Genomic DNA, 26,070 nt, shown 5'->3' on the forward strand with positions numbered 1-26,070 from the left:
TACCGCGATCAAGTCGCAGTATGACACAAGAAAAACAATAAAACAGGAATTTCTAAAATGGATGAAATGAATAAAATAAATTATGCTGAAGCACTTGAGTATCATGCAAAAGATAAACCCGGTAAGATCGCTATTTCTGCAACAAAGTCTTTAGTTACTCAGCAAGATTTATCACTTGCTTATTCACCTGGTGTTGCTGCTCCTTGCCTTGAAATTGCTAAAAATCTAGAGGAAGTATATAAATATACCGCTCGCGGTAATTTAGTTGCCGTGATCTCTAACGGTACTGCCGTACTCGGACTTGGTAATTTAGGAGCGGCTGCTTCAAAACCGGTGATGGAAGGAAAAGTTGTATTATTCAAAAAATTTGCCGATATTGATGCAATTGATTTAGAAGTTAATACCGAAGACCCTGAAGAATTTATTAATGCCGTGAAATATCTCGGTTATAGTTTCGGCGGTATTAACCTTGAAGATATTAAAGCTCCAGAATGTTTTATTATAGAAGAAAAGTTAAAGTCTTTAATGGATATACCGGTATTTCATGATGATCAGCACGGAACGGCAATTATTACTGCAGCAGGGCTAATAAATGCTGCGTATCTTACTAATCGCAAGCTTGAAGATCTAAAAATCGTAGTTAACGGAGCAGGGGCTGCGGCTATTGCTTGCATTGATTTATTAATTGCTCTTGGAGCCGATAAATCAAAGATTATTTTATGTGATACTAAAGGTGTTGTTTATCAAGGACGTACTCAAGGTATGAATAAATGGAAAGAGCTATATGCAAGTGATACTAAGTTTAGAACTTTAGCGGAAAGCTTAAATAACGCAGACGTATTTATAGGGTTATCGGTAAAAGGGGCGGTAACTAAAGAGATGGTTAGCAAAATGGCAAATAATCCGATTATTTTTGCTATGGCTAACCCTGATCCGGAAATTACTCCAGAAGAGATAAAGCTTGTGCGGGATGATGCGATTATAGCAACAGGGCGATCTGATTATAATAATCAGATTAACAATGTTATGGGATTTCCTTATATTTTTAGAGGAGCGTTAGATGTAAGAGCTAAGACTATTAATACGGAAATGAAAATAGATGCTGCCAAAGCTATAGCAGAACTTGCTCGTAAACCTGTACCTGAAGAGGTATATAAAGCTTACTCAGGGCGTAAGATGGTTTTTGGTAAGGAGTATATTATTCCCGTGCCGTTTGATCCTCGTTTAATTACCGTAGTCGCAGCGGCGGTTGCTGTTGCTGCAATAGAAAGCGGTGTGGCTAGAATTAAAGATTTTAATATTAGTAAATATAAAAAAGAATTAGGTAGTAGATTAAACCCTACTGCTAACTATATGAATTTTTTATCTGAAAAAATTCATAATGCACCGCTTAAACGGATTGTTTTTGCTGAAGGGGAAGAAGAGGAAGTAATTTCTGCCGCTCTTATGATGCGAGATGAGAAATATGGTCATCCGGTTATAATCGGCCGTGCTGAGCGAATTGAAGTTACACTAAAAAAGATAGGTCAAGATATTAGCTTAGACGGAATTCAAATAATGAATGCGGCTCTAAGCGATAGTCTAGAGAAATATACTGATTATTTATATAAAAGACTACAACGTAGGGGCTATTTGTATCGCGATTGTGCGAAGTTAGTTAAAACAGATAAGAATATTTTTGCTGCTTGTATGGTGGCATGCGGTGACGGTGACGCTCTTTTAACCGGTGTTACGAAAAGTTATATCGATAGTTTAGAAGATATCATGAAAGTTATTTCACCAAAACCTAATCGTAGAATATTAGGCTATTCAATTATGATTGCTAAAGACAATAATATTATTATTGCCGATAATTGTATTACAGAATATCCAAATAGTTGGGAATTGGCACAAATAGCAACCCAAACGGCAGAAATTGCTAAAAATATGGGTATTACTCCAAGAGTCGCACTTCTTTCTTGTTCAACATTCGGCAATTCTTCCAAAGACAAAACTGCTCGTATACGTGAAGCCATAAATATACTTGATAATTTTAGTGAAGAGAAAGAAGAGCTTAACGGCATGAAAATAGATTTTGAATATGACGGTGAGATGTCGGTTAAGGTGGCTTTAGACGGTGAGTTACGTAAATTATATAAATTTTGTAGATTATCGGGAACTGCGAATGTATTAATTATGCCCGGTTTAAATTCTGCTGCTATTTCTACTGAATTATTACAAGAATTTTCATCAAACAGCTTTATAGGTCCTATAACAAACGGGTTTGAAAAACCTGTTCAAATACTTCAAGCTACAGCAACAGCTAATGAAATACTAAAAATAGCTACTTTTGCTTGCGTTGAGGCTATAAAAGAGGTTTAATTACTATATACTATTCATTTATCAGTAGTATATATATAAATATAAAATTTTGTGAGAGGTACAATGGAATTGAAATATTCCTCTTTAGCTATAAAATTGCAAGAAGAGTTAAAAAAAATTACAAAAGATTTACAAAATCAAGATGCACAAATACCTGATACTAGTAAGAAACCTTTAGCTTCTAAAGAGAGTTCTGAAGATCTAATACATTCTGATTTAGGAAAATCTACCAAAAATAAACAGCTTTCTTTTGATGAAGAGTTAAAGAAAAAAGTTCAAAGCAGACAAGTAAAGGATTCTTCCAAGCAGCAAACAAAGATTATAGAAGAAAAAATAGATAATCATGCAAAACGTTTAGCAGAATTAAAGCAAACGCAGAAAGAATTAGAACAAAGAAAAACAGATCTTGAAGTAAAAAAAGCCAATTCTAATATTACTAGAGAAGAAAGATGGAAAATTGTTGCAGAATTAGAATCTATTAATAACCGATTTAAAGCTATAGAAAAAGAACATAGTATTATTAATAGTGCTGCAGATAGAGAAAAACAATTTGATAATAAAAATAAACACTTAACTCCTACAAAAGGAGAACCGACAGCTGCAGATTTACAGCAACAAGGGGCATTAGCAGCGATAAAACGTATGAAAGAAGAGAAAATAAAACAGCAGCAAGCAAAAGCTGTTAATCAATCTTCAAAAAATACTCCAACTATGCCTAGCGGTACTATACCGATGCCGCCTCCAATGCCTAGAAGTAGTGTTTTTACTCTCCCACCGCCACCTCCACCTCCATCAATTCCAAAGACTATAAAAAAAGAGGCAGAAGATATTGGTAAACAAATGCCTCAAGGAGGGGATAAGCATAAAGAAGAACTAGCAAAAGCTTTAAAGGTACAAAGAAAAAAAATAGAGTCTACACGCAGAGGAGTATAATTATTATACCCTAGGATTTTTAAAAAGGTTATGTTTTTTCAAGAATTCACTGGCTCTTTATATGCCATTCCTGCGATCAACGGAATGACATATAAAGAGCATTGACCGATCCATGCAACAAAGCCGAGCTTGTAGCGGGATTTAGTTAAAAATACTAAAATTATTAGTACCTTAAGTTGTTTTTTTGGATACCGTGGTCAAGCAACTAGATGACACCGAATTATAATTAAAACTACAATAGTAAAATAAATAAAAGATTTCTATATTGAAACTAAATAGTTGGTATCATATGATGTTGTCACCACAAGAAAATATTATATGTCTAATTCAGCTTTTTTAGTTGCATTTTTTACAACAATTATCCGTTATTACGATTATGCTCTGTTCGGTTTATCAGCTAGTATTCTTGCACAAAATTTTTTGCCTAGTATAGAGCAGGATAAACAACTACTCGGTTTTTTTGCCGTTCTTAGTGCAGCCGTTATAGTACGACCTTTAGGGTCTTTAATTTTTGGATTTATCGGAGATAAATACGGGCGTACTAAATCTATCAAGATATCGATGTTCATAAGTAGCATTTCTACCGGATTAATTGCTATTACCCCTTCCTTTGAGATGATGGGTATTTTTGCTACGGTAATACTAACATTGTGCCGAATGGTTTTTTTAGCAAGCCTTGCCGGAGAAGTTGACGGAATAAAGGTTTATGTAGCTGAAAAAACAGGATATAACCGAAAAAATTTAAATATAGGGATAGTTTCATGTTGTAGCCAAATAGGTGCATTACTTGCGGCTATAGCTTATTATTACGCTAGTAATTCTAGTATCGAGTATTTATGGCGTTTTAATTTCTTTATCGGTGCAATATTCGGTTTATTTGCTATTTTGATGAGAAATTTTTTTAAAGAAAGTAGTGTATTTTTATATTATAAAAATACAGCTAAATTCAAAAAGCTTGATACAAGCGAATTTTGCGGAACTCCTCTGTACTCACGTACTAATGTACGTTGTGCAGACTCGTCCTTAAATTCATCTTGTATCAAGCTTTTTGAATTTAGCTGTATGCAGCAAATAAAAATTATAAAAGATAATTTATTATCTTTTATAATAGCATTACTAATAAATGGTGCTATTGGAGGAGTGTATCATTTTTTGGTAATTTTCTTGGGAGTTTTTTTAGCAAAAATAGCTTTTATAAATCATCCTGAAATAAGATTTATGAATATAGCTCTTACTACTACCTATGGGATATCTGCATTATTTGCAGGACTACTTGCCGATAAAATAAACCCTTTAAAACAGATTATATGGGCTTTATTTGCTAGCATTATTGTTGCTTTATGGATGCAAATAATGTTATACAAACAAATATTTAATGTTCTCTGTCCCGTTATATTAATAGGGCTTGCAGCATTTTATGCAGTACCGCTACAAATTATTGTTCAATCCCTGTTTAAGACTAATGTTAAAATGAGGCTTTATAGTCTATCACATTCTTTTGGAGGTATTATTCTATCCTCAAGTGCTCCTTTCTTTAGTATGTTGTTGTGGCAAAACTTTAAGTCGCTATCTCTAACTTTAAGCTTTTTCATATGTTTGCTTATAATATTAATTAGTACAGTACTAGTTTTACGAAAACGCAAATAGCGAATTATCATATAATCCGCTATTCATATTATATTAATAAAGATTAGATAATTCTTCCGTCTTTACTGCGACCTGTAGGTTTTATGCTAGGATTACTTGAAGACTTGGATCTTTGCTGTGCCTGTGTTCCAATTTGCTTCGCTTCTTTTGCTAATTTTTCAAATTTATCTTTTAAGTTTTTTGTATTATTTTCTTTTATATTTATATCCTCACTAGCTTCTATATAAGTCTTAATTTGCCTTTTAGGTGCATTATCTTTAGATTGAGTATGTTTAGAATGTTCTATTACAAATTTTGTACGAGGTCTTATTAATTCATTCTCTTTCCCTGTACCTTTCTGTTTTTCTTCCTCCCATTTATCCCCTTCCTCTGGTGATGTCCAGTATCTTGTGATTTTGCTATTAGAGCCCTTTTCAAATTTTTCTTTTAAACTTTGTACTTTACCTACTTCATACTCATCGTATAAATTTTTATTTGTAGTAGAGTGTAATTTAGAAGGGGTGATAGATTGAGTAGTTTGAGATTGTTTTTCTACAATCTCTTTTAATTCTTGTGACCAGTATTTTGGAGTTTTGGTATCAGAGACTTTTTCAAACCTTGCTATTCTATCTTTTACACCGGTAACTGCTCCTGTAGATATTTTAGGTTGATCTTGGGTTGATTGCCCAATATGCTTTGGAGATGTTTCTTTAGATAGTTCGTCATTAAATAAGTTACGTATTTTAGGTAATACATTATCTATATTAACCTGTTTCGGAGTTGTTTCTTTAGAAAGTTCATCATTAAACAAGTTACGTATTTTGGGTAATACATTGTCTATATTAACCTGTTTCGGAAACGTGTCTTTAGATAGCTTTTCATTTTGTAGCTCAGATATATAATCATCCACTGCCTCTTTTAACCTACCTAAAACATTTCCAGCACCATAAGATTTTTGGAAAGGAGCTGGCATTCCCTTATCATCCCATTCTAAATAGTTATCGTCAATTATATCTAAACTTGTGTCGTCTCGGTTTAAAGTATGTGTTCTATGTTCCTCACGTGGATCAGTTAGCTTATAATAATTTTTATTTAACATGCGAGGATCACGTAAATTTCGCTCTTTTCATGTTCCTTAATTTCTTCAAATATACCTATTATCTTATAAATATTATCTATTTCGTCTTGAGTAAGTTTTTCATTTTTGACTTCTTTCTGTTGAATAGATTTTTGTAGTTCTTTTGTTGCCGTTAACTTATCTTTGGCTGTATTTGAATTTGATAAAATTTTCGCTTGTGCTAAATCAAGAGCTTCAATTAAATTAGTAGAGCCGCTTTTTCCAAATGTGGTAGACAATTCTTCTTGGCTTGAACCGATTCCCGAATCAATAGAAGAAGATCTAGAAACGGTATTAGATTTAGGATTAACATTTGCCTGTTGTACATAAGATTTGCCGGCATCTATTAATATTTTATCAGTGAATTGTTCTAGTTCATTAAATGAATTTTCTAGTTTTGTAAAAAGTTCTGTTGAGGAATGTACTATTGCCGGTGACAACTTAGGTATAGCATCTTCCGATATAGTTTCTAAAGAAGGAGAATATTTACCTGTTTCTCTTTGTAGTACCGATTCATTTTGTTTTATTAAATTTGATATATTTTTAAATTCATTTGCTAATTCTTCAGATAATATATCAATCTTGTTATTGTTATTACTTCCGGCATATAAGACTAGGGTCTCCTTTATATTTTGCGAGATATTATCTGCATGATCTATTAGCAACATCTTATATTGCAAATCTAATTCGCTTGAATTATCCGTATTACGGAAGTACTTTTTATTTACTGATATACTTCTGCTAAGTATATTCTTAGAAGCTTCTATAAATTCTTTCCCCCCTTTTTCTTCTTTATTTTTTAATTTCTCAAATAAATTTTGTAAACCGTCTGAAAAATCCTGAGCATTATTAAGGTATAAAAATTTACTTCTTATAATCTCTTATGCTTTTTGATTGAAAGCTTGTTGAACTTTTTGTTTCGCTTGCATTGATCCTAGAATGATATTTTTATCTAATGAATTAATCACATCATAAAAATTTTTCATTTTAATTTTTCTCTAGGCTCTTTTATTTTTTGTAATCTTTCTCTTAATTCTTGCAATTTATCCCATTCGTGTTGTTCAAGAAAAAATTCATTTATTTTTGTATTTTTAGTATTGGGACTTCCTCCGGCACTAAGGATTTTATTTCTAGCTGCCTGCAATCTAGATGGTTGATGAGAGTTGATATTATTAATCAAATCTAAAATTTCTTTTGATGTCTTATTAAATTCTTCGTTATTAGTCGGATTTTTGATTGTTTCTTGAATTGCTTCCCTTAACTTTATTATTTCTTCTTTAAGGTTAAGCTCTACTTGTTTTGTTGACCGTGTGTTATAGCTTGCTCGTTTTCTTGTGAGGTAAGTATTTTTGTATCTTGCTGTATATTTAAGCTCTTTTTCTCTACTTTCTGAACAATTTCTTCCATCAATTGCAATAGATTAATATTGCCCTTTATTGCTAGTCCTTGCGCATTAGTGACCGGTAATGCATTACTTAGTCTTAATAATTCTGAAAAATCTGAGGGGGATATTAGGACATCGAGTTGAGCCTTTGTTTTTCTACCTTTTTCATCTTCCTTAAAGCCTTCAACTTTACCGATACTAATAGGTAGGTTTTTTAAATAAATTTCTTTCTTAGCACCTTGTATACTTTTATCATTTGCTACTTTGAAATTAGCTTGTTGCTGAGAAACATACGGTCCTGGTTTTCTAGGGTCTATTTTATTTATTAGAGCTTCTATAAAATTAGTTGTATGTGTTATAGCTAGTTTATCTGTTTCTAAAATATTATTTAAATTAGTATTTTTTATTAAATAAAGATTTCTTATTAGCCGGTCTAATTCATTTTTGTGTTTCATAATTTTCCTCTATTAATAAAAATAAACCAAACTGTAATACCATTTATGTTAAATTAACAATACTAATAATTAGTATTAATTCAATATTTTAAATTTTGTTGCATTTGTGCTTCAATTATGTTTTGAAAAATATAATCTTATCATTTATTTCACCGTCTCAATCAGTTTTCTAACTCCCTCGACCGATTTGTCAAATAATGCTTTTTCTTCTTTAGTTAACTGTAGTTCTATTACTTTTAGGATACCTTCTTTACCGATAATAATAGGCACTCCGACATATAAATCATGTACGCCGTATTCGCCCTGTAAATAAGCGGCACAAGTGAGAATTTGACGTTTATCTTTTAAATATGATTCAAGCATTTCTATTGCTGAGGCTGCGGGGGCATAATAAGCAGAACCTGTTTTAAGTAATGCAACAATCTCACCGCCGCCGTTTCTAGTACGATCGATTATTTTTTCAATATTTTCATTACTTGATAAGCCCATTTTTATCAAGTCGGGTATCGGTACACCTGATACCGTGGAATACCTAGCAAGAGGTACCATTGCATCACCGTGACCGCCGAGAACTATACTATTAACGCTGTTTACTGAAACTTTAAACTCTTCGGCAAGAAAAAGATTAAATCTTGATGAGTCAAGTACCCCTGCCATACCGATTACTTTATTATGAGGTAACCCGCTTTCTTTAAGCATGACATATACCATAACATCAAGCGGATTAGTAATTACTATTACAAAAGCACTCGGAGCATATTTTTTTATATTTTGTGCTACGTCTTTCATAATTTTGGTATTAACGCTAATGAGATCGTCTCTACTCATTCCTGGTTTTCTTGGTAAACCGGCAGTAATAATTATTGCATCAGACCCTTCAATATCTTTATAGTCGTTACTTCCTTTTATTTTTATATCAGAGCCTAACATCGTCCCGGCTTGCATAAGATCAAGTGCTTTTCCTTGCGGCACTCCTTCAGCCACGTCAAATAACACGATATCACCGAGTTCTCTAAGGCTAATTAAGTGAGCAAGCGTACCACCTATGTTACCGCTACCTATTAATGAGATTTTTGGATTTTTTTTCATTACTCCCTCTACAATATTAAATATACCTATTTACTATATTATAAAACTGTATGAGAGAAAAGGTTTTTTGAAAGGATATTATTTTAAAAAAGTTTTAGCGTTTAATAAGATTATTATAGTGTTTCGATAAAACTTTCACGCCGTATAGCCATAATAGACATACGATAATAAAGCTAAACATCAATAAACCGGCTATGTCGTTATGCACGGCATTCGGGAAAATACTAAAGGATATGAATTGAATAATAGCACCTATTGATTTGCCGATTTTAGTACCCATAACATCAACGGCAGCTTTACCTTTGGTCTTCATTTCACTATCGAGCGGAATATATACCATTTCTTTAGTAGCATCGAAAAGTGAATATTTTACGGATTTAGAAAGTACATGCCAAAGTCCGCCGATAAAAACTATAACGACAAGCGGTGAACTATAGCCAAGAGTATTTACGATATTTCCTAGGTGATTTTCAAGAACCGTAAATGAAAAGAACATAACGCCTGCTCCAAACATCATAATCGGTGTTATAATAGCTCCCCAAAACCAGCCGCATATTCTAATTAAACTACTTCCTAAAAACGCACTAACTAACGTGAGTGCTCCCGTCCACAAAAACACTTCACCGTGATAGGATATAAAATCTTTTGTAGCAGGATAGAGTTGTTTTACTTTTGACATCCATAATCCTTCTATTAGACTAATACTCATAGAATAAGACATTACAAGAAGACAAATAAAACCGAGATATCTAGAAGTTAATATTACTTTTGCACTTTCGACTAAGCTTAATTTTAGTATATCCGTTCTTTGATTTTTAAATTTAATATTTTTGTCGGCTTCTACAACTGATTTATCAATAAATTTATGAAGAGCTAAACAAATTAATCCGGATATTAAAATAACCGTAATAAATGATTTTAAAAGAATCTCATTTGTATCGTTTAGATGGGAAAATAAAGGAAGTAAGAAATGATTGCTCTTAGCAAAATAAATAATTACGGTTCCTGAGATAAGTAAATTAGTTTGTCCGAATAAAGTAAAAAACGAATAAAATCTTGGTGCTTCTTCGACTTTAGTAATTTTATTCGCAAGCTGCCAATATAAAAGGGTAAATACTATAACCGGCCATAACTCTCCCATAATATAAAATAATACCAAACTCCACTGTCCCCAAATTATTAAAAACCATTTTAAATGAGGAAGAATAGTTATATAATGTTTGACTAATTCAGGATCGGGATGAAAAAAATCTCTATACGGAAATAAAATAAAACCAAAAATTGCGAAGAAAAATAAAAAAGTACCGGTAATTATTCTAAAAACTTGCTCTGTTGTCATAAGATTACAGAGTTTAGAGTAAAGAACAACAAATAAAATTCCCATAGGCATTTCGCCCCAAAGTTTGATAAAACTCAATACTTCCGAGCTAATTAAGGTAACAACAAAACTATCTTTAATACTACGAACTAAGTTTTGATTAAGTAGAATAAAAAACATTAACAAAGCCATCGGAATGAATTTGGTTAATTCATACGATCTAATCGGCCATACTATATGCCTAAATTTACTGTTTCTAGCTTTATTCCAAATTGTGAAGTTAGAATCCACGGCATCCATTAATTTACCTATGAGCTTATTTTTATGCAACCTAAACTATAACAAAAATTATGTCAAGGTTTTTTTAAATAGTCCCATATATTGTTGATTACTTTTTTTCATATTTATTATACTCAATTGTAGCCTTAACAAACTCAGTAAATAAAGGATGAGCTTCAAAAGGTTTAGATTTAAATTCCGGATGAAATTGTACTCCTACAAACCAACGAAGTGATGGTAGTTCAATTATTTCTACAATCTCTTCATCTTTTGAAAAACCGCTAAATTTTACCCCGTTTTTTTCAAAAATATTTTGAAATTCATTATTAAATTTGTATCTATGACGATGTCGTTCATTTATTTCAAGGCTTTTATAAGCATTAGCTGCAATGGTACTCGCGACCAAACTACAAGGATAAGAGCCGAGACGCATAGTCTTTTTTACATTTTCAATTGTTATTTTTGAGTTTATTAAATTTGCATCATTCTTACATATTTTTTCAATAATCTGTGTGCCTGCTATTTTAAACTCTTCTGATACAGCATCTTTAATACCGATTAAATTACGAGCTATTTCAATCGTCGCAAGTTGCATACCGAAACATATTCCAAAAAAAGGTATATTATTAGTACGAGCATATTTTATTGCTATAATTTTTCCTTCAGTCGCCCGCTCTCCAAATCCTCCAGGGACTAAAATTCCATCTACACCTAATAATTTTTTATCAATATTCTCTTCGGTTAGATTTGCGGCGTTTATCCATACTAAATCAATTTTGTATTTGTAATAAATACCGGCATGGTCAAGTGCTTCGATTACTGATTTATAAGCATCTTTTAATTTATGATATTTAGCTATTATAGCGATTCTTACTTTAGAGCTAGAATCTTTTAGTCTATCAATTATATCATGCCATTTATCTAATTTAGACGTTGTAATATTAAGATTAAAAAATTTTAATACTTTATTGTCAAGACCTGAATTGTGATATGCAATCGGTACTAAATATATATTTTTTTGATCTATTGCCGGAATAACATACTCAGACTCTATATTACAAAATAAAGCTATTTTATCTATTTCACGTTTTGAAATGTTACGTTCTGCACGACACACTAACATATTAGGTGAAATACCTATAGCACGTAATTCTTTAACTGAGTGTTGAGTAGGTTTTGTTTTTAATTCACGAGCGGTTTTAACATAAGGTAATAATGTTAAATGAATGAATAAACAATGCTCGCTTTTTAATTTGTTACCGATTGGCCTTATAGCTTCAAAAAACGGTAAACCTTCAATATCACCGACTGTACCGCCTATTTCACAAATAACAAAATCAAAACCCTTGGTGTTTGAAAGTATAAAATCTTTTATTATATTCGTAACATGCGGGATGACTTGAACGGTAACGCCGGTGTAATTTCCTAAACGTTCATCTTTAAGTAATTTTGAGTATATCGCACCTGTTGTGATGCTATCAAATTTGCATGCGGAAACTCCGGTAAAACGTTCATAATGTCCAAGATCTAGATCGGTTTCTGCTCCGTCATCCGTTACATATACTTCTCCGTGTTCGTGAGGATTCATAGTCCCTGGGTCTACGTTAAGATAAGGGTCTAGTTTTCGTACACTTACTCTAAAACCTTTCGCTTGCAATAGCATAGCAAGAGATGCAGCGGTTAGACCTTTACCGAGTGACGAAACAACGCCGCCGGTAACAAAAATGAAACGTACCATTATTTATTACAAACCTAGTTTATTGCCAATAGCAAATTACTTAAGTAATTTGCTATTGATTTAAAAGTTGTAGAAATCGGAGTTTGAAGCGGTTCTAAATCCCGATTGCACAATATAATTTATATAAAAGGTGGAAGCCACCTTTTGCCTTTTATATTCAATATTTATCGAATAGCGGATTAATTCGCTATTTGCGTCAGTTTACTAATATTTTCGTAAAATTTTATTGCTTTTTTTAAATCTTCTTCCGTATCCACGGAAATAGGAACATTATCAACTAGATATGTGCCTATAGTCATATCGCTTTCAAGAATACGTAGTTGTTCTAAACGTTCTGTTTTTTCTAAAAAAGTAGGCTTAAGAGATACAAATTGTTCTAAAGCACTTTTGCGAAAACCATACATGCCTACATGATATAAAAATTCTTCTGCACCGTTTGGAATAAGACTACGCGAAAAATACAATGCTTTCCCCGCCGAGTCAACGGCTACGGTAACATTACTAGCAGCTTCCACTGATTCCTTATCTACTTTTACTACCGGTGTAACAATATCGTATTCGCTGTTTTTTAAATATTCTATAATTTTCAAAATAGAGCTAGGTTCAATGAAAGGCATATCTCCCTGTACATTAACTATGTAATTAATATTTTGATTATTTGGAATTAACTTAAAAGCTTCATAAGTACGATCAGTACCAGTTGGGATATTACTATCCGTGAATATTACTTTCCCCCCGACTTTTTTAATAATTTTTGCTATCTCTTCCGAGTCAGTCGCAACGTATGTATGCTCAAGGTTAGCCTGATTTACTTGTTTAAATACTCTCTCTATTAAAGTTATAGAGCCTATAAGTTGTAAAGGTTTTTGTTTGAGCCTAGTTGAACTTAGCCTTGAGGGAATAATTACAGCAACATCTGAATGCTTCATAAATTTACTACATTTAATTAAATAAATCTCGTCATTGCGAGCGACTAAAAGGAGCGTGGCAATCCAGAAAAAATAAAAAAATATTAACTAGATTGCTTCGTCAATTTACTAGTGTAAATTTCCTCGCAATGACGTAGAGTTCTCAAATTATCCATATTTAGTTAGGAATGATAAAAATAATTGTTGACAGATTAGCCTTTTTCGGCGATAAAGTAAAACATAATTTTTGAATATATTTTAATATATTTAAGAGCTCGTAGCTCAGTCGGTAGAGCATTTGACTTTTAATCAAAGGGTCCCGGGTTCGAATCCCGGCGAGCTCACCACATCCATGATATCCTTTAATTGTGGGTTTGTAGCTCAGCTGGTTAGAGCACACGCCTGATAAGCGTGAGGTCGGAAGTTCAAGTCTTCTCAAACCCACCACTAAATCCACTATAACAATAAAATCTATATTACATAATTTAAATAAGATGATCATTTATCAATATTGCTAAGTTAGAATGATATTGCCGAACTAAGATTTGAATTATGAAAAAATACAAATTGACAGAAGAAGAACAAGAAATATTGGATTATTTTGAACAGGATAGTTTTGTTAAAAAATCTACTTCTGCTGAAGTAGAAAAAGAAAAAAATATCGCTAAAATTGCAGCTGCTAATTTTTTTAAAAAATCTGAGAAGATCAAGTTAATCAATAATTTCTTTATATAAATGACATTTTTTCTCAATCAGTTTTTTTAGAGGTAGAAAAAGGTTAGAGGGTAAATTATCAAGAGCAAACCACTGCCAGCTTTCTACCTTATGAGGTTCTAGATTCTGTAATTCATGTTCATTTAAACAATGAGCTTTAAGGAAAATCGAGACATAATGCTTTTGTTCTTTTTCAAAGACGTCGTTAGTCACGGCTATAAACTGTGGGTTTTCAATGATCAGATTTGTTTCTTCTAAAGCTTCACGAATAGCACATTCTTCAAATGTTTCCCCAAATTCTAAATGCCCACCCGCAGGTGCATAGCTAGACTCACCATGAGAATTAATACGTTTACCTAATAAAATTTCATTTCTATTATTAAAGATTAAAATACCGATTCCAATACGTGGGTGGTTAGTCATATCTAACTATTAACTCTTGATTGACTTATTAATAACTTATGTTAATTTTTAAAGCAAATAAAAAAATATTGATTATCTATATACGGTGAGCTATTTGTTATAGTTGTTTAATATTTTCCTGTAATCATGAATTCCATTACTCAATTACGAAATAATAGCTTAACTAACTCTTGGCTTAAACTTGGTATTTTATCCTTAGGGTTTGCCGGTTTATATTCAATTATTTTAGTGGTATTACGTACCCCGCAATTATCAAGTTTTTTTCCAAATCCTCATATTTTCAAATCGGCTTTAATTATTCATGTTAATTTGTCGGTATTGATTTGGTTATTATCTATCACTGCTAGTATTTGGTCTTTGTCATTCCCGCGAAAGCGGGAATCCAGTATATTTTTTCTAGATTCCCGCTTTCGCGGGAATGACATAGTTGTACTGAACCCAAACATCGACCCTAAACTTGCTTTCTTAAGCACAATTCTTATAGCCGTTTCTCCTATAGCAGGGCATAATCCGGTCATGAATAATTATATACCGATGCTTGAAAATATCGTATTTATTTTAGGGTTAAGCTTATTTGGCGTTACGCTGCTATTATACGCTATAAATATTTTATATTTCTTTGATTGGACGAACTTAAGTAGTCTAGTTAATTTTACCATATTATCGACTATTATAATGTTTATCTTAAGCTTCGTTTGTTTTGGTTGGTCTTATAACGGCTTGCAAAACATTATCCAAATTATTCCAATTGAGATAGAATTTTATTATGAATTACTTTTTTGGAGCGGAGGTCATTTACTACAATTTATATATACTCAAATATTAATATTTATCTGGGTTATTTTATTTAAAGAGCTAATAGGTAGAGAATTAAAATTTCAAAAATTCTATTTGTTCTTACTTTATTTGAATTTTATTTTTGGCATTCTTATTATTTTCGGTCACATATCTTATGACATTATTGACGGAGCATTTAAAGTATTGTATACAAATCATATGAAATATCTAGGCGGCATTGCTCCTGTTTTATGTTTGGTTGGTATGGGGTTTGAATGGCTCTTATCAATGTCATACCGTGGCTTGACCACGGTATCTAGAAAAATGGATCCCGCTACAAGCTCGCGGGATGACACAGTTACAACAAATAACAATATTATCAAAACCATCTTACTTTGTTCCATTACTTTATTCCTACTTGGCGGGCTTATAGCAATCAATATCTCAGGTATAAATGTAGTAATTCCTGCTCATTATCATGGTTCTATAGTAGGAATCAGTATTGCATGTATGGGATATAGTTATTTGAGTATCATAGTGTCACCCCGTGACTTGATCACGGGGTCTAAAAATAATAAATTAGATACCGCGGTCAAGCCGCGGTATGACAAGAAATTGGATTCCTGCTTTCGCGGGAATGACATAATGAGCATAACTATCTACCTCCTAACCTTTGGGCAGATTCTGCACATATTAGGGCTAGCACTTGCCGGTGGTTACGGGGTTATGCGTAAAGATCCAAATAGTGTAATGCCGCTATCTGCTAAGCTATTAATGGGTATGATGGGCGGGGGAGGGCTCATTGCTATAGTAGGCGGCTTGATGTTTGTTTATATTTGTGGTAAAACGATGTTTTTAAAAAGCAAACAAACTTATGAAACTTGAAAAACCGTCTAGAGAAGAAGCTAAAGAAGCGGTAAGAACGTTACTAAAATTCATTGGTGAAGATCCAAATAGAGAAGGGCTACTTAAAACCCCTGATAGAGTAATTAACAGCTATACGGAAATATTTTCCGGTTATGAAAAAGAGGTAGCTGAAATATTAAGTACAAAATTTTATGATACTTGTAATTTTCAGGATTTTATCTCACTGGACGGCATAAGATTTACCTCTTTTTGTGAACATCATATGTTACCTTTTAATGGTACGGTACATATATCTTATATTCCTGATAATTGTATTATTGGCATAAGTAAGCTAGCACGAATAGTAAATATTTTTGCTAGAAGGCTACAAATTCAAGAAAAAATGACAGTACAAATTGCTGAAAGCGTACAAGATAATTTAAAACCACTCGGCGTAGCAGTTAGAATTTCTGCCTTGCATAGTTGTATGTCGATGCGTGGTGTGATGCAAGATAACAGCATTATGAACACTATGCATTATACGGGTATATTTGCCGAACAACAAAAGTACCGCCATGAATTTCTGAACCTTACTGCTAAAAGATAAGTATACTATAATGTCATTCCCGCGAAAGCGGGAATGACATAGAAATACAAAATATACGTATATATTAAACTAAAAAAATTCTATGTTATTATCAAAATATTTTTTACCTGTTTTAAAGGAAGAACCAAGTGAATCTCAAATAACTTCGCATAAATTAATGCTTAGAAGCGGAATGATTAGGCAGCAAGCCGCCGGTATATATACATGGCTTCCACTCGGTCTAAAAATATTGAAGAATATCGAGAATATAGTACGCTCAAATATGAATAAAGCAGGAGCTTTGGAAGTTCTAATGCCTTGCATTCAGCCGGCACATTTGTGGATGGAATCGGGGCGTTTTGAGAATTACGGTAAGGAAATGTTAAAATTTCAAGATCGTCACGATAATACTTTACTATTCGGTCCGACTAACGAGGATATGATTACGGATATTTTCCGTCATAATATTAAGTCATATAAGGATTTGCCAAAAAATCTTTATCATATTCAATGGAAATTTCGTGATGAAATTAGACCTCGTTTTGGTGTTATGAGAGGACGGGAGTTTTTAATGAAAGATGCTTATTCTTTTGATATAAACGAAGAAAATGCCGTTAATACCTATAATCAAATGTTTAAGGCTTATATTAATACTTTTCGGGATTTAGGCGTGTTTGCTATTCCTGTTATTGCCGATAACGGTCCGATCGGCGGAAATTTAAGCCATGAATTTCATATTATTGCCGAGACCGGTGAAAGCACTATTTATTACGATAAGAGATTTAAGACATTAAAAGATAATCCTGATATCGATGTAGAGGAAATTAAAAGCTGGTACGCAGCAGCTGAGGAAAAGCATGATGTAAATAAATTGCCTATATCTGAACAAGAAATAACTAGCAGTAAAGGGATAGAAGTCGGGCATATTTTTTATATTGGCTCAAAATATTCGGTTAATATGAATGCTCTTATTAATGACGAGCATGGTAAACTAACTCCTGTAGAAATGAGTTCTTACGGCATAGGTATTTCAAGATTAGTTGCGGCTATTATAGAAGCAAATTGTGATGAGAAAGGTATTATATGGCCTTCTAGCGTTGCTCCTTTCAAGGTTTCTTTAATTAATTTAAATATTCATGACAGTAAATGCACGGAGCTTGCAGAAAGAGCTTATAAGGAGCTATCAGCTCAAAATATAGAAGTGTTATATGATGACACTGATGCACGTCCCGGCAGTAAATTTGCCACACACGACCTTATCGGTTCACCTTATCAAATTATAATCGGTCCTAAAAAAGCCGCAAATAATATTGTTGAATTTAAAAACCGCAAAAGCGGAGTGATAGAAGATATTGAGATAGGTAATCTTAAAAAGCCAATTATGTCATTCCTGCGAAAGCAGGAATCCCGTAACTTTTAATGTCATCCTGCGACTTGATCGCGGGATCCAGTAAAATTGACTACTACAAGTTGGTTTTCTAGATACCGTGGTCAAGCCACGGTATGACACCCATTTATGGATTCTCGCTTCTGCGGGCATGACATAAAAAAATTTTCTTTATAGACAGTGATAGTATCATATGATACTATCACTGTATGAGTAATAAACCGCCTTTTCAAATAACTAATAAAATCTTGGGATTATCACAAGATATTTCTTATGAGCTTGGTATTTTAGCTGGTAGCAAGCTTTACTCTCAGCCTATAAAACTTCGCAAAAATAATCAAATTAAAACTATCCACTCTTCTTTAGCAATTGAAGGTAATACTTTAAGCATAGAGCAGATAACCGATTTAATAAACGGCAAGCGTGTACTTGCACCTGAAAAAGATATTCTAGAAGTCAATAATGCTATAAAATTATATAATGATCTAACAATATTTAATCCTTTTGAGGTTCAATCGCTATTAAAAGCACATGAGATATTAATGCAAGGATTAGTAGCAGATAATGGAAAATGGCGAAAAAGTGGAGCAGGTATCTTTAAAGGAGTAGAGCTTGCACATCGTGCTCCGCCTGCAAACCGAGTATCATTATTAATGGAAGGTTTATTCAATTTTATAAATCAAAATGACGATACTTCCGGAATAATTAAGGCTTGTATATTTCATTATGAGTGTGAATTTATTCATCCTTTTTCAGACGGTAACGGACGAATCGGAAGACTATGGCAACAATTATTACTAATGCAAGCTAATAAAATTTTTGAATATATTTCCGTTGAAAGTTTGGTACGAAATAATCAGATAGAGTATTATAGTGTTTTAAGTAAGTGTGATAAGCTTGGGGAATCGACGTTATTTATCGAGTTTATGCTTGATCAAATAGTTGCAGCATTAAGATTATATAGTAATAATGTAACATATGAAGCAAGTAACCCTTTATCTAGAATTGAATTTGCCAAGGTTAATTTAATAGATAAATGGTTTTCTAGAAAAGATTATATTAATGTACATAAAAATATTTCTACGGCAACGGCTAGTAGAGATTTAATTTACGGTTTAGAGCATAAACTTTTAATAAGTAAAGGTGTTAAGAATCAGACTTATTATAGGTTTACGTAGTTGTTGTATGGATTAAAAAAACGCATTCGGTATCATACCGTGGCTTGACTACGGTATCTAGGAAACAACTTATAGTGTTATTTTTTTGTTTATTTCCTGGATCCCGCGATCAAGTTAGCTAGGATGACATAGAACCGGTCAAGTCACGGCATGACATGGACACAGCTGATTCACAGGAGATTAAAATGAAACATTTTATAAAATATTTGTTTTTTACCGTTCTATATATAGTAGTAACTATAATAGTTGCGTATATGGTTTTAGCTAAAACGATTCCAAATGATGGGCAGTGTCATATGATGGATAGACCGCTTGTTATTCATTACATCTTAGCAGCAATTATTACAGCTTTACCAACTCTAGTTTTAATATATAGTAAAAGTAAGAAAAAAAAGAAATAAATTATATGATCGGTAAATTAAGCGGTAAAGCTGATTCCCAAGGTGATGATTATGTTATAATTGACGTAAACGGAGTAGGGTACTTAGTCTATGCTTCAGGTAAAACTTTAGGTAAACTTGCTGAAGGGGAGTTTTATAAACTATTTATCGAAACCCATGTTAGAGAGGAACATATTCATCTTTATGGTTTTCTGACTCTAGAAGAGAAAAATTTTTTTAATTTGCTACAATCAGTAAACGGTATAGGAACTAGAATGGCTTTATCTATCTTATCAAACCTGACTCCTGCGGATATCCAAATTGCTATAAATAATGAAGATAAAAATATATTTAAAGCAATATCCGGAGTCGGAGCTAAACTTGCCGAACGTATAGTATTAGAACTGAAAGGTAAAGTAACAAAAATATCAAGCGGCTCGGCTATTATTAAAGATAGCTTAAATATTAAGAATATCACACCCGTCGCAAGTAATGAAGTAATAAAGGCTCTAATAAATCTCGGTTTTTCCAGATTTGAAGCACAAAACGCCGTTCAAGGAATTATTACTCAAAATCCCGAAATCTCTATTGATGAATTAATCAAAACAGCCCTAAAAAATCGAAATTCTAATTTTTAGTTGATAAATTAACATTTATTTTATATTAATTTTAGTTACTAAAATTAATATAAGCTATGTTAGAATTAAAAACTTTTTTGGAAAGTATAAACGCTAGTGAGGTCTTGAAAAATTAGAGTATGATTCGTCTACCTTATATATAATCATCATTACATGAAGTTGTATTCAGAAGATAATTTAAATAAGTTATTTAGTATCTTAAAGGATACTGATATTAAAAATTTAATATTTATAGGTTTATTTGCAATTAACAAATGTCCAATATTATTAGCTGAATTTTTAATAGATCCTGAATGTCGTATTACTAGTATTAAAATAGATAGCAGTTTGGTAGATCATGAAAAACTTGCGATTATTTTAGAGGCTTTTAAAATAAATAACACTCTTCAAGAAATTAATTGGAGTGATACTAGGATAAAAGCTTCTGAATTTAAGGCATTTTTAGCTAATATTTCTTGGAAACCTAATTTAAAAGTTTTATATCTTCCTAATGTAGAAAATTATTTCTCATACTCAGATAGGTTAGAGATAGTCTTAATAATTTTTTTAACAAGAGTCATGTTAATTCGCTTATATTAAATCGTTGTTTAACACAGCAAGATATAATAGAACTACTTCCATTAATAAAAACAACAAACCCTAGAGTTTTTTTGAGGCATGATACAATATTTAATCCCTTATCTTTTGTGCTTGGATTCTTTGAAGAGTTTTCTCGAGATTTGCCTATTCATGCTTTAGATATGCAGGGTATTTATTTAGATGATGTAGGAGTGGCAGCTATATCTTATTTTTTAGAAAGAAATGATTACACTATCTCATTAAGCTTTTCTTTAGCTAGAGAAATAAGTAAAGAATCAATAAAACAGTTATTAGCTTCAATAAGAAATAGTAAAATTATTAGCTGTGCAATTGAGCAAGAACAATGGATATTCGGAAGAGAAATAGAACAAGAAAAACAATTATCTACAGATATTAGAGAAATTACTGCTACAAATTTGAAAAAAATAAAGCATGTATCAGAGGAAGTAGTAAAAGAGGCAGCAAAGGAAATAATACCGATCTTAAGAGATGTTCATAAAAAGAAGCCGGAAGTTGCCGATAGTGAAACTTGTAAATATTTAAAATTATATCGAAATTTACCTCTTAAAGAGTATTTAAACGAACTAAAAGTAAACTATGACAATTTAGATGCTATAACCCAAAATGCAGATGATTATATAAAAAAGCATTTTTTTAAAATGACCAGAATTGCAAAAAATCCGGCAACAGGTTATTTTCCCCTAGAAATAATGAAGCATATAGCATCTTATTTGAAATTTTCAGATATAACATTCATAAATAAAGAACTAAGTGACGATTGGGTGTTATATGAAGAACCAATAAATGTAGATTGGGTACTTTTATAATGAGATATAGATTTATAAATTAAATATAGCATAAAACTATTTTTTAGCTATTATTAGTCATTATATTGTTTGTACAGTTCTTTAGGTCATTCCCGCCTACGCAGGAATGACATAGGATTCATGCAACAATGTTCCGTCGTTACTGAAATGACATCGGAATTTAAATTATCGCATAAACACATAATGACTAATATATTATCACCTGAAAAAAGTGAAAATGATCAAGAATTGCCGATAAGACCGTCATATTTGCAAGAATTTGTCGGTCAGCAGCAAATTAAAGAAAATCTCTCGGTATTTATTAAAGCTGCAAAATCTCGAAATGAACATCTTGACCATACTTTATTTTATGGTCCACCTGGGCTTGGTAAGACTACGCTTGCTAAGATTATCTCTAACGAAATCGGCGGTAATTTCAAATCTACTTCCGGTCCTGCTATACTTAAGGCAGCCGATCTTGCTGCTATTCTCACCAATCTTGAAAAGAATGACGTATTATTTATCGATGAAATCCACCGCTTAAATACTTCCGTTGAAGAGGTTTTATATCCTGCTATGGAAGATTTTGAGCTTGATATAATTATCGGTGAAGGACCTGCCGCAAGATCGGTGAAAATAAATTTGCCGCAATTTACTTTAATAGGAGCGACCACTAGGCTTGGACTGCTTAGTAATCCTTTGCGTGATAGGTTCGGCATTCCTATGAGGCTTAATTTTTATAATAACGAGGAGCTTAAGAAAGTTTTAAACAGAGCGAGTAAATTACTCGATATTGATTTAACAGAATCCGGTTCTGAGGAAATAGCTAAAAGAAGTAGAGGAACGCCAAGAATTGCATTAAGATTGCTTCGTCGTATAAGAGATTTTGCAGCAGTTGACGGTAAACCGGTGGTAGATAAAGAAATAGCTGATTTCGGTTTAAATCGCTTGGAAGTTGATCATATAGGGCTTGATAGCAACGATTATCGTTATTTAAAATTCATAGCGGCTAATTATAAGGGCGGTCCCGTTGGAATTGAAACGATCGCAGCCGCCTTGTCTGAACAGCGTGACGCACTTGAAGAAACCATAGAGCCTTATCTTATACAAATAGGTTTACTGCAAAGAACGCCTAGAGGTAGGGTAATCACGATTGCTGCTTTTGAACATTTAAAAATGCCGGTGCCGAATCAATCACATCATCAATTTAATATTTTTAACGATAATGAGTAATAATAATTTAAATGATAGTTACACAGCTGTTTACGTTATAAAAAGGCTGATAAAAGAGCATGTTAAACCTTATGCAAGTAAAATATATTTTGCAATATTTTGTATGGTTATTGCAGCAATTTGTACGGCTGTTATCGTTCATGCAGTCCAACCTATTATTGATAAGATTTTTTTAACGCATGATAGGAAAATGCTTGTAATAATGCCGATAGTGCTGACGGTTACTTTTTTTATAAAAGGGATTTCGGAATATTATCAGAATTATCTAATAAAATTTGTAGGGCAGAGGGTATTAAACGATGTGCAGATGAAAATGTATGGGCATTTATTATTTGCCGATATTTCTTTTATTCAAAACCAATCTTCAGGGCGTCTTATATCGCGTTTTACTAATGATATTTCTTTGATGCGTGGGGCTGTTTCTAATTTGCTTGTCGGGTGTGCTAAACATTTCCTAACGGTAGTATTTTTGATAGGGATGATGTTTAAGTTAGAACCGATATTATCTTGCGTAGTTTTTCTTGTTTTTCCGCTTGCTGTTTATCCTGTACAAAAAATGGGAAGAAAGATACGTAAAATATCATCGCAATCCCAAGAGGAGCTAGGACATTATACTTCTAGGCTCGATGAAACATTCCAGTCAATTAAGATTATAAAATCTTTTGTCGGTGAAAAAATAGAAAGTAATAGAGCGTCATTGATTGTTAATAATATTTTAGAGTTTTATAAGAAAACTTCTAAGTTAGATGCGATGGTTTCGCCGATTATGGAGGGGTTAAGCGGTCTTGCAGTCGGGGGGATGGTATGGTACGGAGGTAATTTAGTCCTTGAGGGAAAAAGTACGCCCGGTGCTCTTTTTGCGTTTTTGGCTTCTTTTGCAGCGGCTTATAGACCGTTTAAAAGCTTAGTATCGTTAAACGTCAATTTGCAAGAAGGAATTGCAGCTGCTAAAAGAGTATTTAATATTTTAGATAGCGAGCCTCTTATTAAAGATCGTGAAGATGCTAAAGAAGTAGATTTATATAATCCACAAATTACTTTTGAAAAATTAGCTTTAAGTTTTGAGAGTAAAATAGCTATAAAATATATAGATTTAAAGCTAGAACCTCATAAAATGATTGCGTTTGTCGGGCGTTCAGGTAGCGGTAAAACTTCGCTTAGTAATTTATTAGTGCGTTTCTATGATCCAAATGAGGGAAGAATTTTAATTAATAATCATGATATTAAAGATATTAAGCTTACTTCGCTTAGAGGTCAGATTTCCTTAGTTACTCAAGATACTCATTTATTTGATACAACAGTTGCCGAAAATATAGCATATGCTCGAGCTGATACTACAAGAGAAGAAATAATTAGAGCAGCAAAATATGCCGATGCTCATGAGTTTATTATGCATCTGCTGCACGGTTACGATACTATGATAGGAGTGCAGGGGACGACTCTTTCAGGCGGTCAGCGTCAGCGTTTATCGATTGCTAGAGCTTTCCTAAAAGATGCACCTATTTTAATTTGGGATGAAGCAACGAGTAGCTTAGACCAAGCTTCCGAACAGAAAATTCTAGAATCTTTAAAGAAATTACGCCAAGGAAAAACCACTTTAATTATTACGCATCGTTTAAGCAGTATTACCGATCTTGATAATATTATTGTCATGAAAAACGGTGAGATTTGTGAGCAGGGTACTCACACACAATTACTTAAGAATAAGGATGAGTATTATAGGTTATATAATAAAGAATTAAGAGAAATAGTTGATTTATAAAGTAAATAGTTTATACCTCTTAATTTTTATTAAATAATTCTTCATGTCATTCTTAGCTAAAAGCGGGAATCCAGTAATTAATAAATACAAATAATTAAAATTATGAAGGTTATTTTACTTTTTTCTGGATTCCCGCCTACGCGGAAATGGCATCAACACAAGGAATAATACAATGCTCATTACCAAGATTTTTAAAGATTATCGATTATTTGAAATATTTATTTTAGGGATAGTTAGCGGTATGCCGCTGGTTATAATTTTTTCTACTCTTTCGGTATGGTTAAAAGAATCCGGTATAGATATCGCTGTTATTACTACTTTTGCGGTTGCAAGGTTATCATATTCGTTAAAAGTATTTTGGTCACCGTTAGTCGATAATTTTAAAATACCTTTTTTAAGTAGGTGGGGGCATCGAAAAAGTTGGCTTATATTATGTAGCTCTTTAATGGCTTTAGTGCTAATTGCTATGAGCAAAGAAAACCCTGAAGCTTCTTTAACTTCTTTATATTTTTTAACTATAGTATTAGGCTTTTTATCTAGTACTTTCGATATTGCCGTTGATGCATTGCGTATAGATAAGTTTGATCAGGAAACGCAGGGCATAGCCGGTGCAACTGCCTTACTTGGTTATCGAATCGGCATGCTTATTACAGGGGCGGGCGCTTTATATCTTGCAGAAATAACCAGAAATAATTGGCAACTAACTTTCTTTGTTATAGCTATAATATTGGCCGTTTCTGTCGTTTTTATAATAACAGTAAATGAAAAAGAATTAGTAAGAGAAAAAATTAATATTACTTCTATTACTTCATGGATTTATACAGTCATTAATCCTTTCAAAGATTTTTTCAAAAGAGAATTCGCCGTAACTATTTTACTCGCGGTAATATTTTTTAAATTAGGCGATGCTATGCTTGGAGCGGTTGCTTCACCGTTTTATATAGAGCTTGGTTATACAAAAGGTGAAATAGCAATAATCGCTAAACTTTATGGATTGATTGCGACCTTAGTCGGTGGTTTTGCCGGTGGTATTGTAATGTATAGGGTGGGGAATTTTAAAGGTTTGATTATTACCGGTATTGCCCAAAGTTTAACGCATTTTGCATTTATTTGGCTTAATCACCAGCCTCCTTCTTTTGAAGCTTTGTTAATTGCTATTACTATAGAGAATTTTGCTGCCGCTATGGGTGCTACTGCTTTAGTCGGATATATCAGTAATTTATGTAATAAGAAATATTCCGCAACACAGTATGCTTTACTTAGTAGTGCAAGTAGTTTCTGTAACAATACTGTCACTATTTATGCTGGTAAACTAGTAAATATGCTTGGTTGGGACGGTTTTTTCATCTTTACTATAATTTTAGCCTTGCCTGCTTTGTTTATATTAATGTATCTTAATAAAAAGGTTAAAGTATAGTAAGTATTATTGTCATACCGTGGCTTGACCACGGTATCTAGAGAAACAATTTAAAGTACTAATAATTTTAGTATTTTTAACTGGATCCCGCGATCAAGTCGCGGGATGACACACAAAAAGAAAAAACATAATCCTG

At 32.7% G+C, this 26,070-nt stretch carries 24 protein-coding genes and 2 tRNA genes; 17 read left to right on the forward strand and 9 right to left on the reverse strand.

The window, feature by feature from the left end; genetic code table 11:
* Positions 1-57 precede the first annotated feature (57 nt).
* The 3 genes from ACIAS7_RS05095 (at position 58) to ACIAS7_RS05105 (ending at position 4,941) form a co-directional block, all read left to right on the forward strand.
* Positions 58-2,361 carry an NADP-dependent malic enzyme gene (locus tag ACIAS7_RS05095; RefSeq protein ID WP_473198481.1) on the forward strand — a complete coding sequence of 768 codons (2,304 nt, stop codon included), beginning with the start codon at positions 58-60 and terminating at the stop codon, positions 2,359-2,361.
* 51 nt (positions 2,362-2,412) lie between these two features.
* Positions 2,413-3,294 carry a hypothetical protein gene (locus ACIAS7_RS05100; protein ID WP_473198482.1) on the forward strand — a complete coding sequence of 294 codons (882 nt, stop codon included), beginning with the start codon at positions 2,413-2,415 and terminating at the stop codon, positions 3,292-3,294.
* A 318-nt stretch (positions 3,295-3,612) separates the two neighbouring features.
* Positions 3,613-4,941 carry an MFS transporter gene (locus ACIAS7_RS05105; protein ID WP_473198483.1) on the forward strand — a complete coding sequence of 443 codons (1,329 nt, stop codon included), beginning with the start codon at positions 3,613-3,615 and terminating at the stop codon, positions 4,939-4,941.
* A gap of 43 nt (positions 4,942-4,984) precedes the next feature.
* Here the strand turns inward: ACIAS7_RS05105 and ACIAS7_RS05110 are convergent, their stop codons facing one another.
* The 8 genes from ACIAS7_RS05110 to ACIAS7_RS05145 form a co-directional block, all read right to left on the reverse strand.
* The gene (locus ACIAS7_RS05110; protein ID WP_473199422.1) at positions 4,985-5,164 is read right to left on the reverse strand and encodes a hypothetical protein; all 180 of its coding nucleotides are present in this window, start codon (positions 5,162-5,164) and stop codon (positions 4,985-4,987) included.
* Positions 5,165-6,012: 848 nt separating this feature from the next.
* Entirely contained in the window at positions 6,013-6,705 is a 693-nt protein-coding gene (locus ACIAS7_RS05115) for a hypothetical protein (protein WP_473198484.1), read from the reverse strand.
* A 314-nt stretch (positions 6,706-7,019) separates the two neighbouring features.
* The gene (locus ACIAS7_RS05120; protein ID WP_473198485.1) at positions 7,020-7,217 is read right to left on the reverse strand and encodes a hypothetical protein; all 198 of its coding nucleotides are present in this window, start codon (positions 7,215-7,217) and stop codon (positions 7,020-7,022) included.
* A gap of 110 nt (positions 7,218-7,327) precedes the next feature.
* Positions 7,328-7,876, reverse strand: coding sequence for a hypothetical protein (locus ACIAS7_RS05125; RefSeq protein ID WP_473198486.1), 549 nt, complete (start codon positions 7,874-7,876; stop codon positions 7,328-7,330).
* 144 nt (positions 7,877-8,020) lie between these two features.
* The gene (mdh, locus tag ACIAS7_RS05130) at positions 8,021-8,965 is read right to left on the reverse strand and encodes a malate dehydrogenase (RefSeq protein WP_473198487.1); all 945 of its coding nucleotides are present in this window, start codon (positions 8,963-8,965) and stop codon (positions 8,021-8,023) included.
* Positions 8,966-9,059: 94 nt separating this feature from the next.
* A complete protein-coding gene (gene tlc2 / locus ACIAS7_RS05135; RefSeq protein WP_473199423.1) occupies positions 9,060-10,583 on the reverse strand; it encodes a nucleotide exchange transporter Tlc2 in 1,524 nt (507 codons plus the stop codon).
* An 88-nt stretch (positions 10,584-10,671) separates the two neighbouring features.
* Complete coding sequence (locus ACIAS7_RS05140; protein ID WP_473198488.1) at positions 10,672-12,300, reverse strand: CTP synthase; 1,629 nt, start codon at positions 12,298-12,300, stop codon at positions 10,672-10,674.
* Positions 12,301-12,479: 179 nt separating this feature from the next.
* Positions 12,480-13,229, reverse strand: coding sequence for a 3-deoxy-manno-octulosonate cytidylyltransferase (locus ACIAS7_RS05145; RefSeq protein ID WP_473198489.1), 750 nt, complete (start codon positions 13,227-13,229; stop codon positions 12,480-12,482).
* Positions 13,230-13,479: 250 nt separating this feature from the next.
* On the opposite strand from ACIAS7_RS05145, the gene ACIAS7_RS05150 reads away from it, so the two are divergent.
* The 3 genes from ACIAS7_RS05150 (at position 13,480) to ACIAS7_RS05160 (ending at position 13,943) form a co-directional block, all read left to right on the forward strand.
* Positions 13,480-13,555 (forward strand) — tRNA-Lys (locus ACIAS7_RS05150).
* Positions 13,556-13,578: 23 nt separating this feature from the next.
* A tRNA-Ile gene (locus ACIAS7_RS05155) sits at positions 13,579-13,655 on the forward strand.
* Positions 13,656-13,760: 105 nt separating this feature from the next.
* Complete coding sequence (locus ACIAS7_RS05160; RefSeq protein WP_473198490.1) at positions 13,761-13,943, forward strand: hypothetical protein; 183 nt, start codon at positions 13,761-13,763, stop codon at positions 13,941-13,943.
* On the opposite strand, the gene ACIAS7_RS05165 is transcribed toward ACIAS7_RS05160, so the two are convergent.
* Positions 13,920-14,345 carry a nucleotide triphosphate diphosphatase NUDT15 gene (locus tag ACIAS7_RS05165; RefSeq protein WP_473198491.1) on the reverse strand — a complete coding sequence of 142 codons (426 nt, stop codon included), beginning with the start codon at positions 14,343-14,345 and terminating at the stop codon, positions 13,920-13,922. The two genes, ACIAS7_RS05160 and ACIAS7_RS05165, sit on opposite strands and share 24 nt — an antisense overlap.
* Positions 14,346-14,471: 126 nt before the next feature.
* Here ACIAS7_RS05165 and ACIAS7_RS05170 point away from each other — a divergent pair, with 126 nt between their 5' ends.
* The 11 genes from ACIAS7_RS05170 to ACIAS7_RS05220 all read left to right on the forward strand — a co-directional run bounded on the left by ACIAS7_RS05170 (position 14,472) and on the right by ACIAS7_RS05220 (position 25,934).
* Positions 14,472-16,007, forward strand: a complete 1,536-nt coding sequence (locus ACIAS7_RS05170) for a palindromic element RPE4 domain-containing protein (protein WP_473198492.1) — start codon at positions 14,472-14,474, stop codon at positions 16,005-16,007.
* Positions 15,997-16,575 carry a GTP cyclohydrolase I FolE gene (gene folE / locus ACIAS7_RS05175; protein WP_473198493.1) on the forward strand — a complete coding sequence of 193 codons (579 nt, stop codon included), beginning with the start codon at positions 15,997-15,999 and terminating at the stop codon, positions 16,573-16,575. The genes ACIAS7_RS05170 and folE overlap by 11 nt, the downstream gene beginning before the upstream one ends.
* Before the next feature lie 82 nt (positions 16,576-16,657).
* On the forward strand, positions 16,658-17,974 hold the full coding sequence (gene proS, locus ACIAS7_RS05180; RefSeq protein WP_473198494.1) for a proline--tRNA ligase: 1,317 nt from the start codon (positions 16,658-16,660) through the stop codon (positions 17,972-17,974).
* A 176-nt stretch (positions 17,975-18,150) separates the two neighbouring features.
* Entirely contained in the window at positions 18,151-19,119 is a 969-nt protein-coding gene (locus ACIAS7_RS05185; RefSeq protein WP_473198495.1) for a Fic family protein, read from the forward strand.
* 185 nt (positions 19,120-19,304) lie between these two features.
* Entirely contained in the window at positions 19,305-19,520 is a 216-nt protein-coding gene (locus ACIAS7_RS05190) for a Holliday junction ATP-dependent DNA helicase RuvA (RefSeq protein WP_473198496.1), read from the forward strand.
* A 5-nt stretch (positions 19,521-19,525) separates the two neighbouring features.
* A complete protein-coding gene (gene ruvA, locus ACIAS7_RS05195; protein ID WP_473198497.1) occupies positions 19,526-20,137 on the forward strand; it encodes a Holliday junction branch migration protein RuvA in 612 nt (203 codons plus the stop codon).
* A gap of 153 nt (positions 20,138-20,290) precedes the next feature.
* Positions 20,291-20,716, forward strand: a complete 426-nt coding sequence (locus ACIAS7_RS05200; RefSeq protein ID WP_473198498.1) for a hypothetical protein — start codon at positions 20,291-20,293, stop codon at positions 20,714-20,716.
* 71 nt (positions 20,717-20,787) lie between these two features.
* Positions 20,788-21,543, forward strand: coding sequence for a hypothetical protein (locus ACIAS7_RS05205; RefSeq protein WP_473198499.1), 756 nt, complete (start codon positions 20,788-20,790; stop codon positions 21,541-21,543).
* Positions 21,544-21,726: 183 nt separating this feature from the next.
* Positions 21,727-22,755, forward strand: a complete 1,029-nt coding sequence (gene ruvB / locus ACIAS7_RS05210; protein WP_473199424.1) for a Holliday junction branch migration DNA helicase RuvB — start codon at positions 21,727-21,729, stop codon at positions 22,753-22,755.
* Positions 22,748-24,517, forward strand: coding sequence for an ABC transporter ATP-binding protein (locus tag ACIAS7_RS05215; RefSeq protein ID WP_473198500.1), 1,770 nt, complete (start codon positions 22,748-22,750; stop codon positions 24,515-24,517). Before ruvB ends, ACIAS7_RS05215 begins: the two co-directional genes overlap by 8 nt.
* A gap of 172 nt (positions 24,518-24,689) precedes the next feature.
* Positions 24,690-25,934 carry an AmpG family muropeptide MFS transporter gene (locus tag ACIAS7_RS05220; protein WP_473198501.1) on the forward strand — a complete coding sequence of 415 codons (1,245 nt, stop codon included), beginning with the start codon at positions 24,690-24,692 and terminating at the stop codon, positions 25,932-25,934.
* The last annotated feature ends 136 nt before the right edge of the window (positions 25,935-26,070 follow it).

The sequence above is a fragment of the Rickettsia sp. 109562A South Dakota genome, assembly GCF_055791265.1.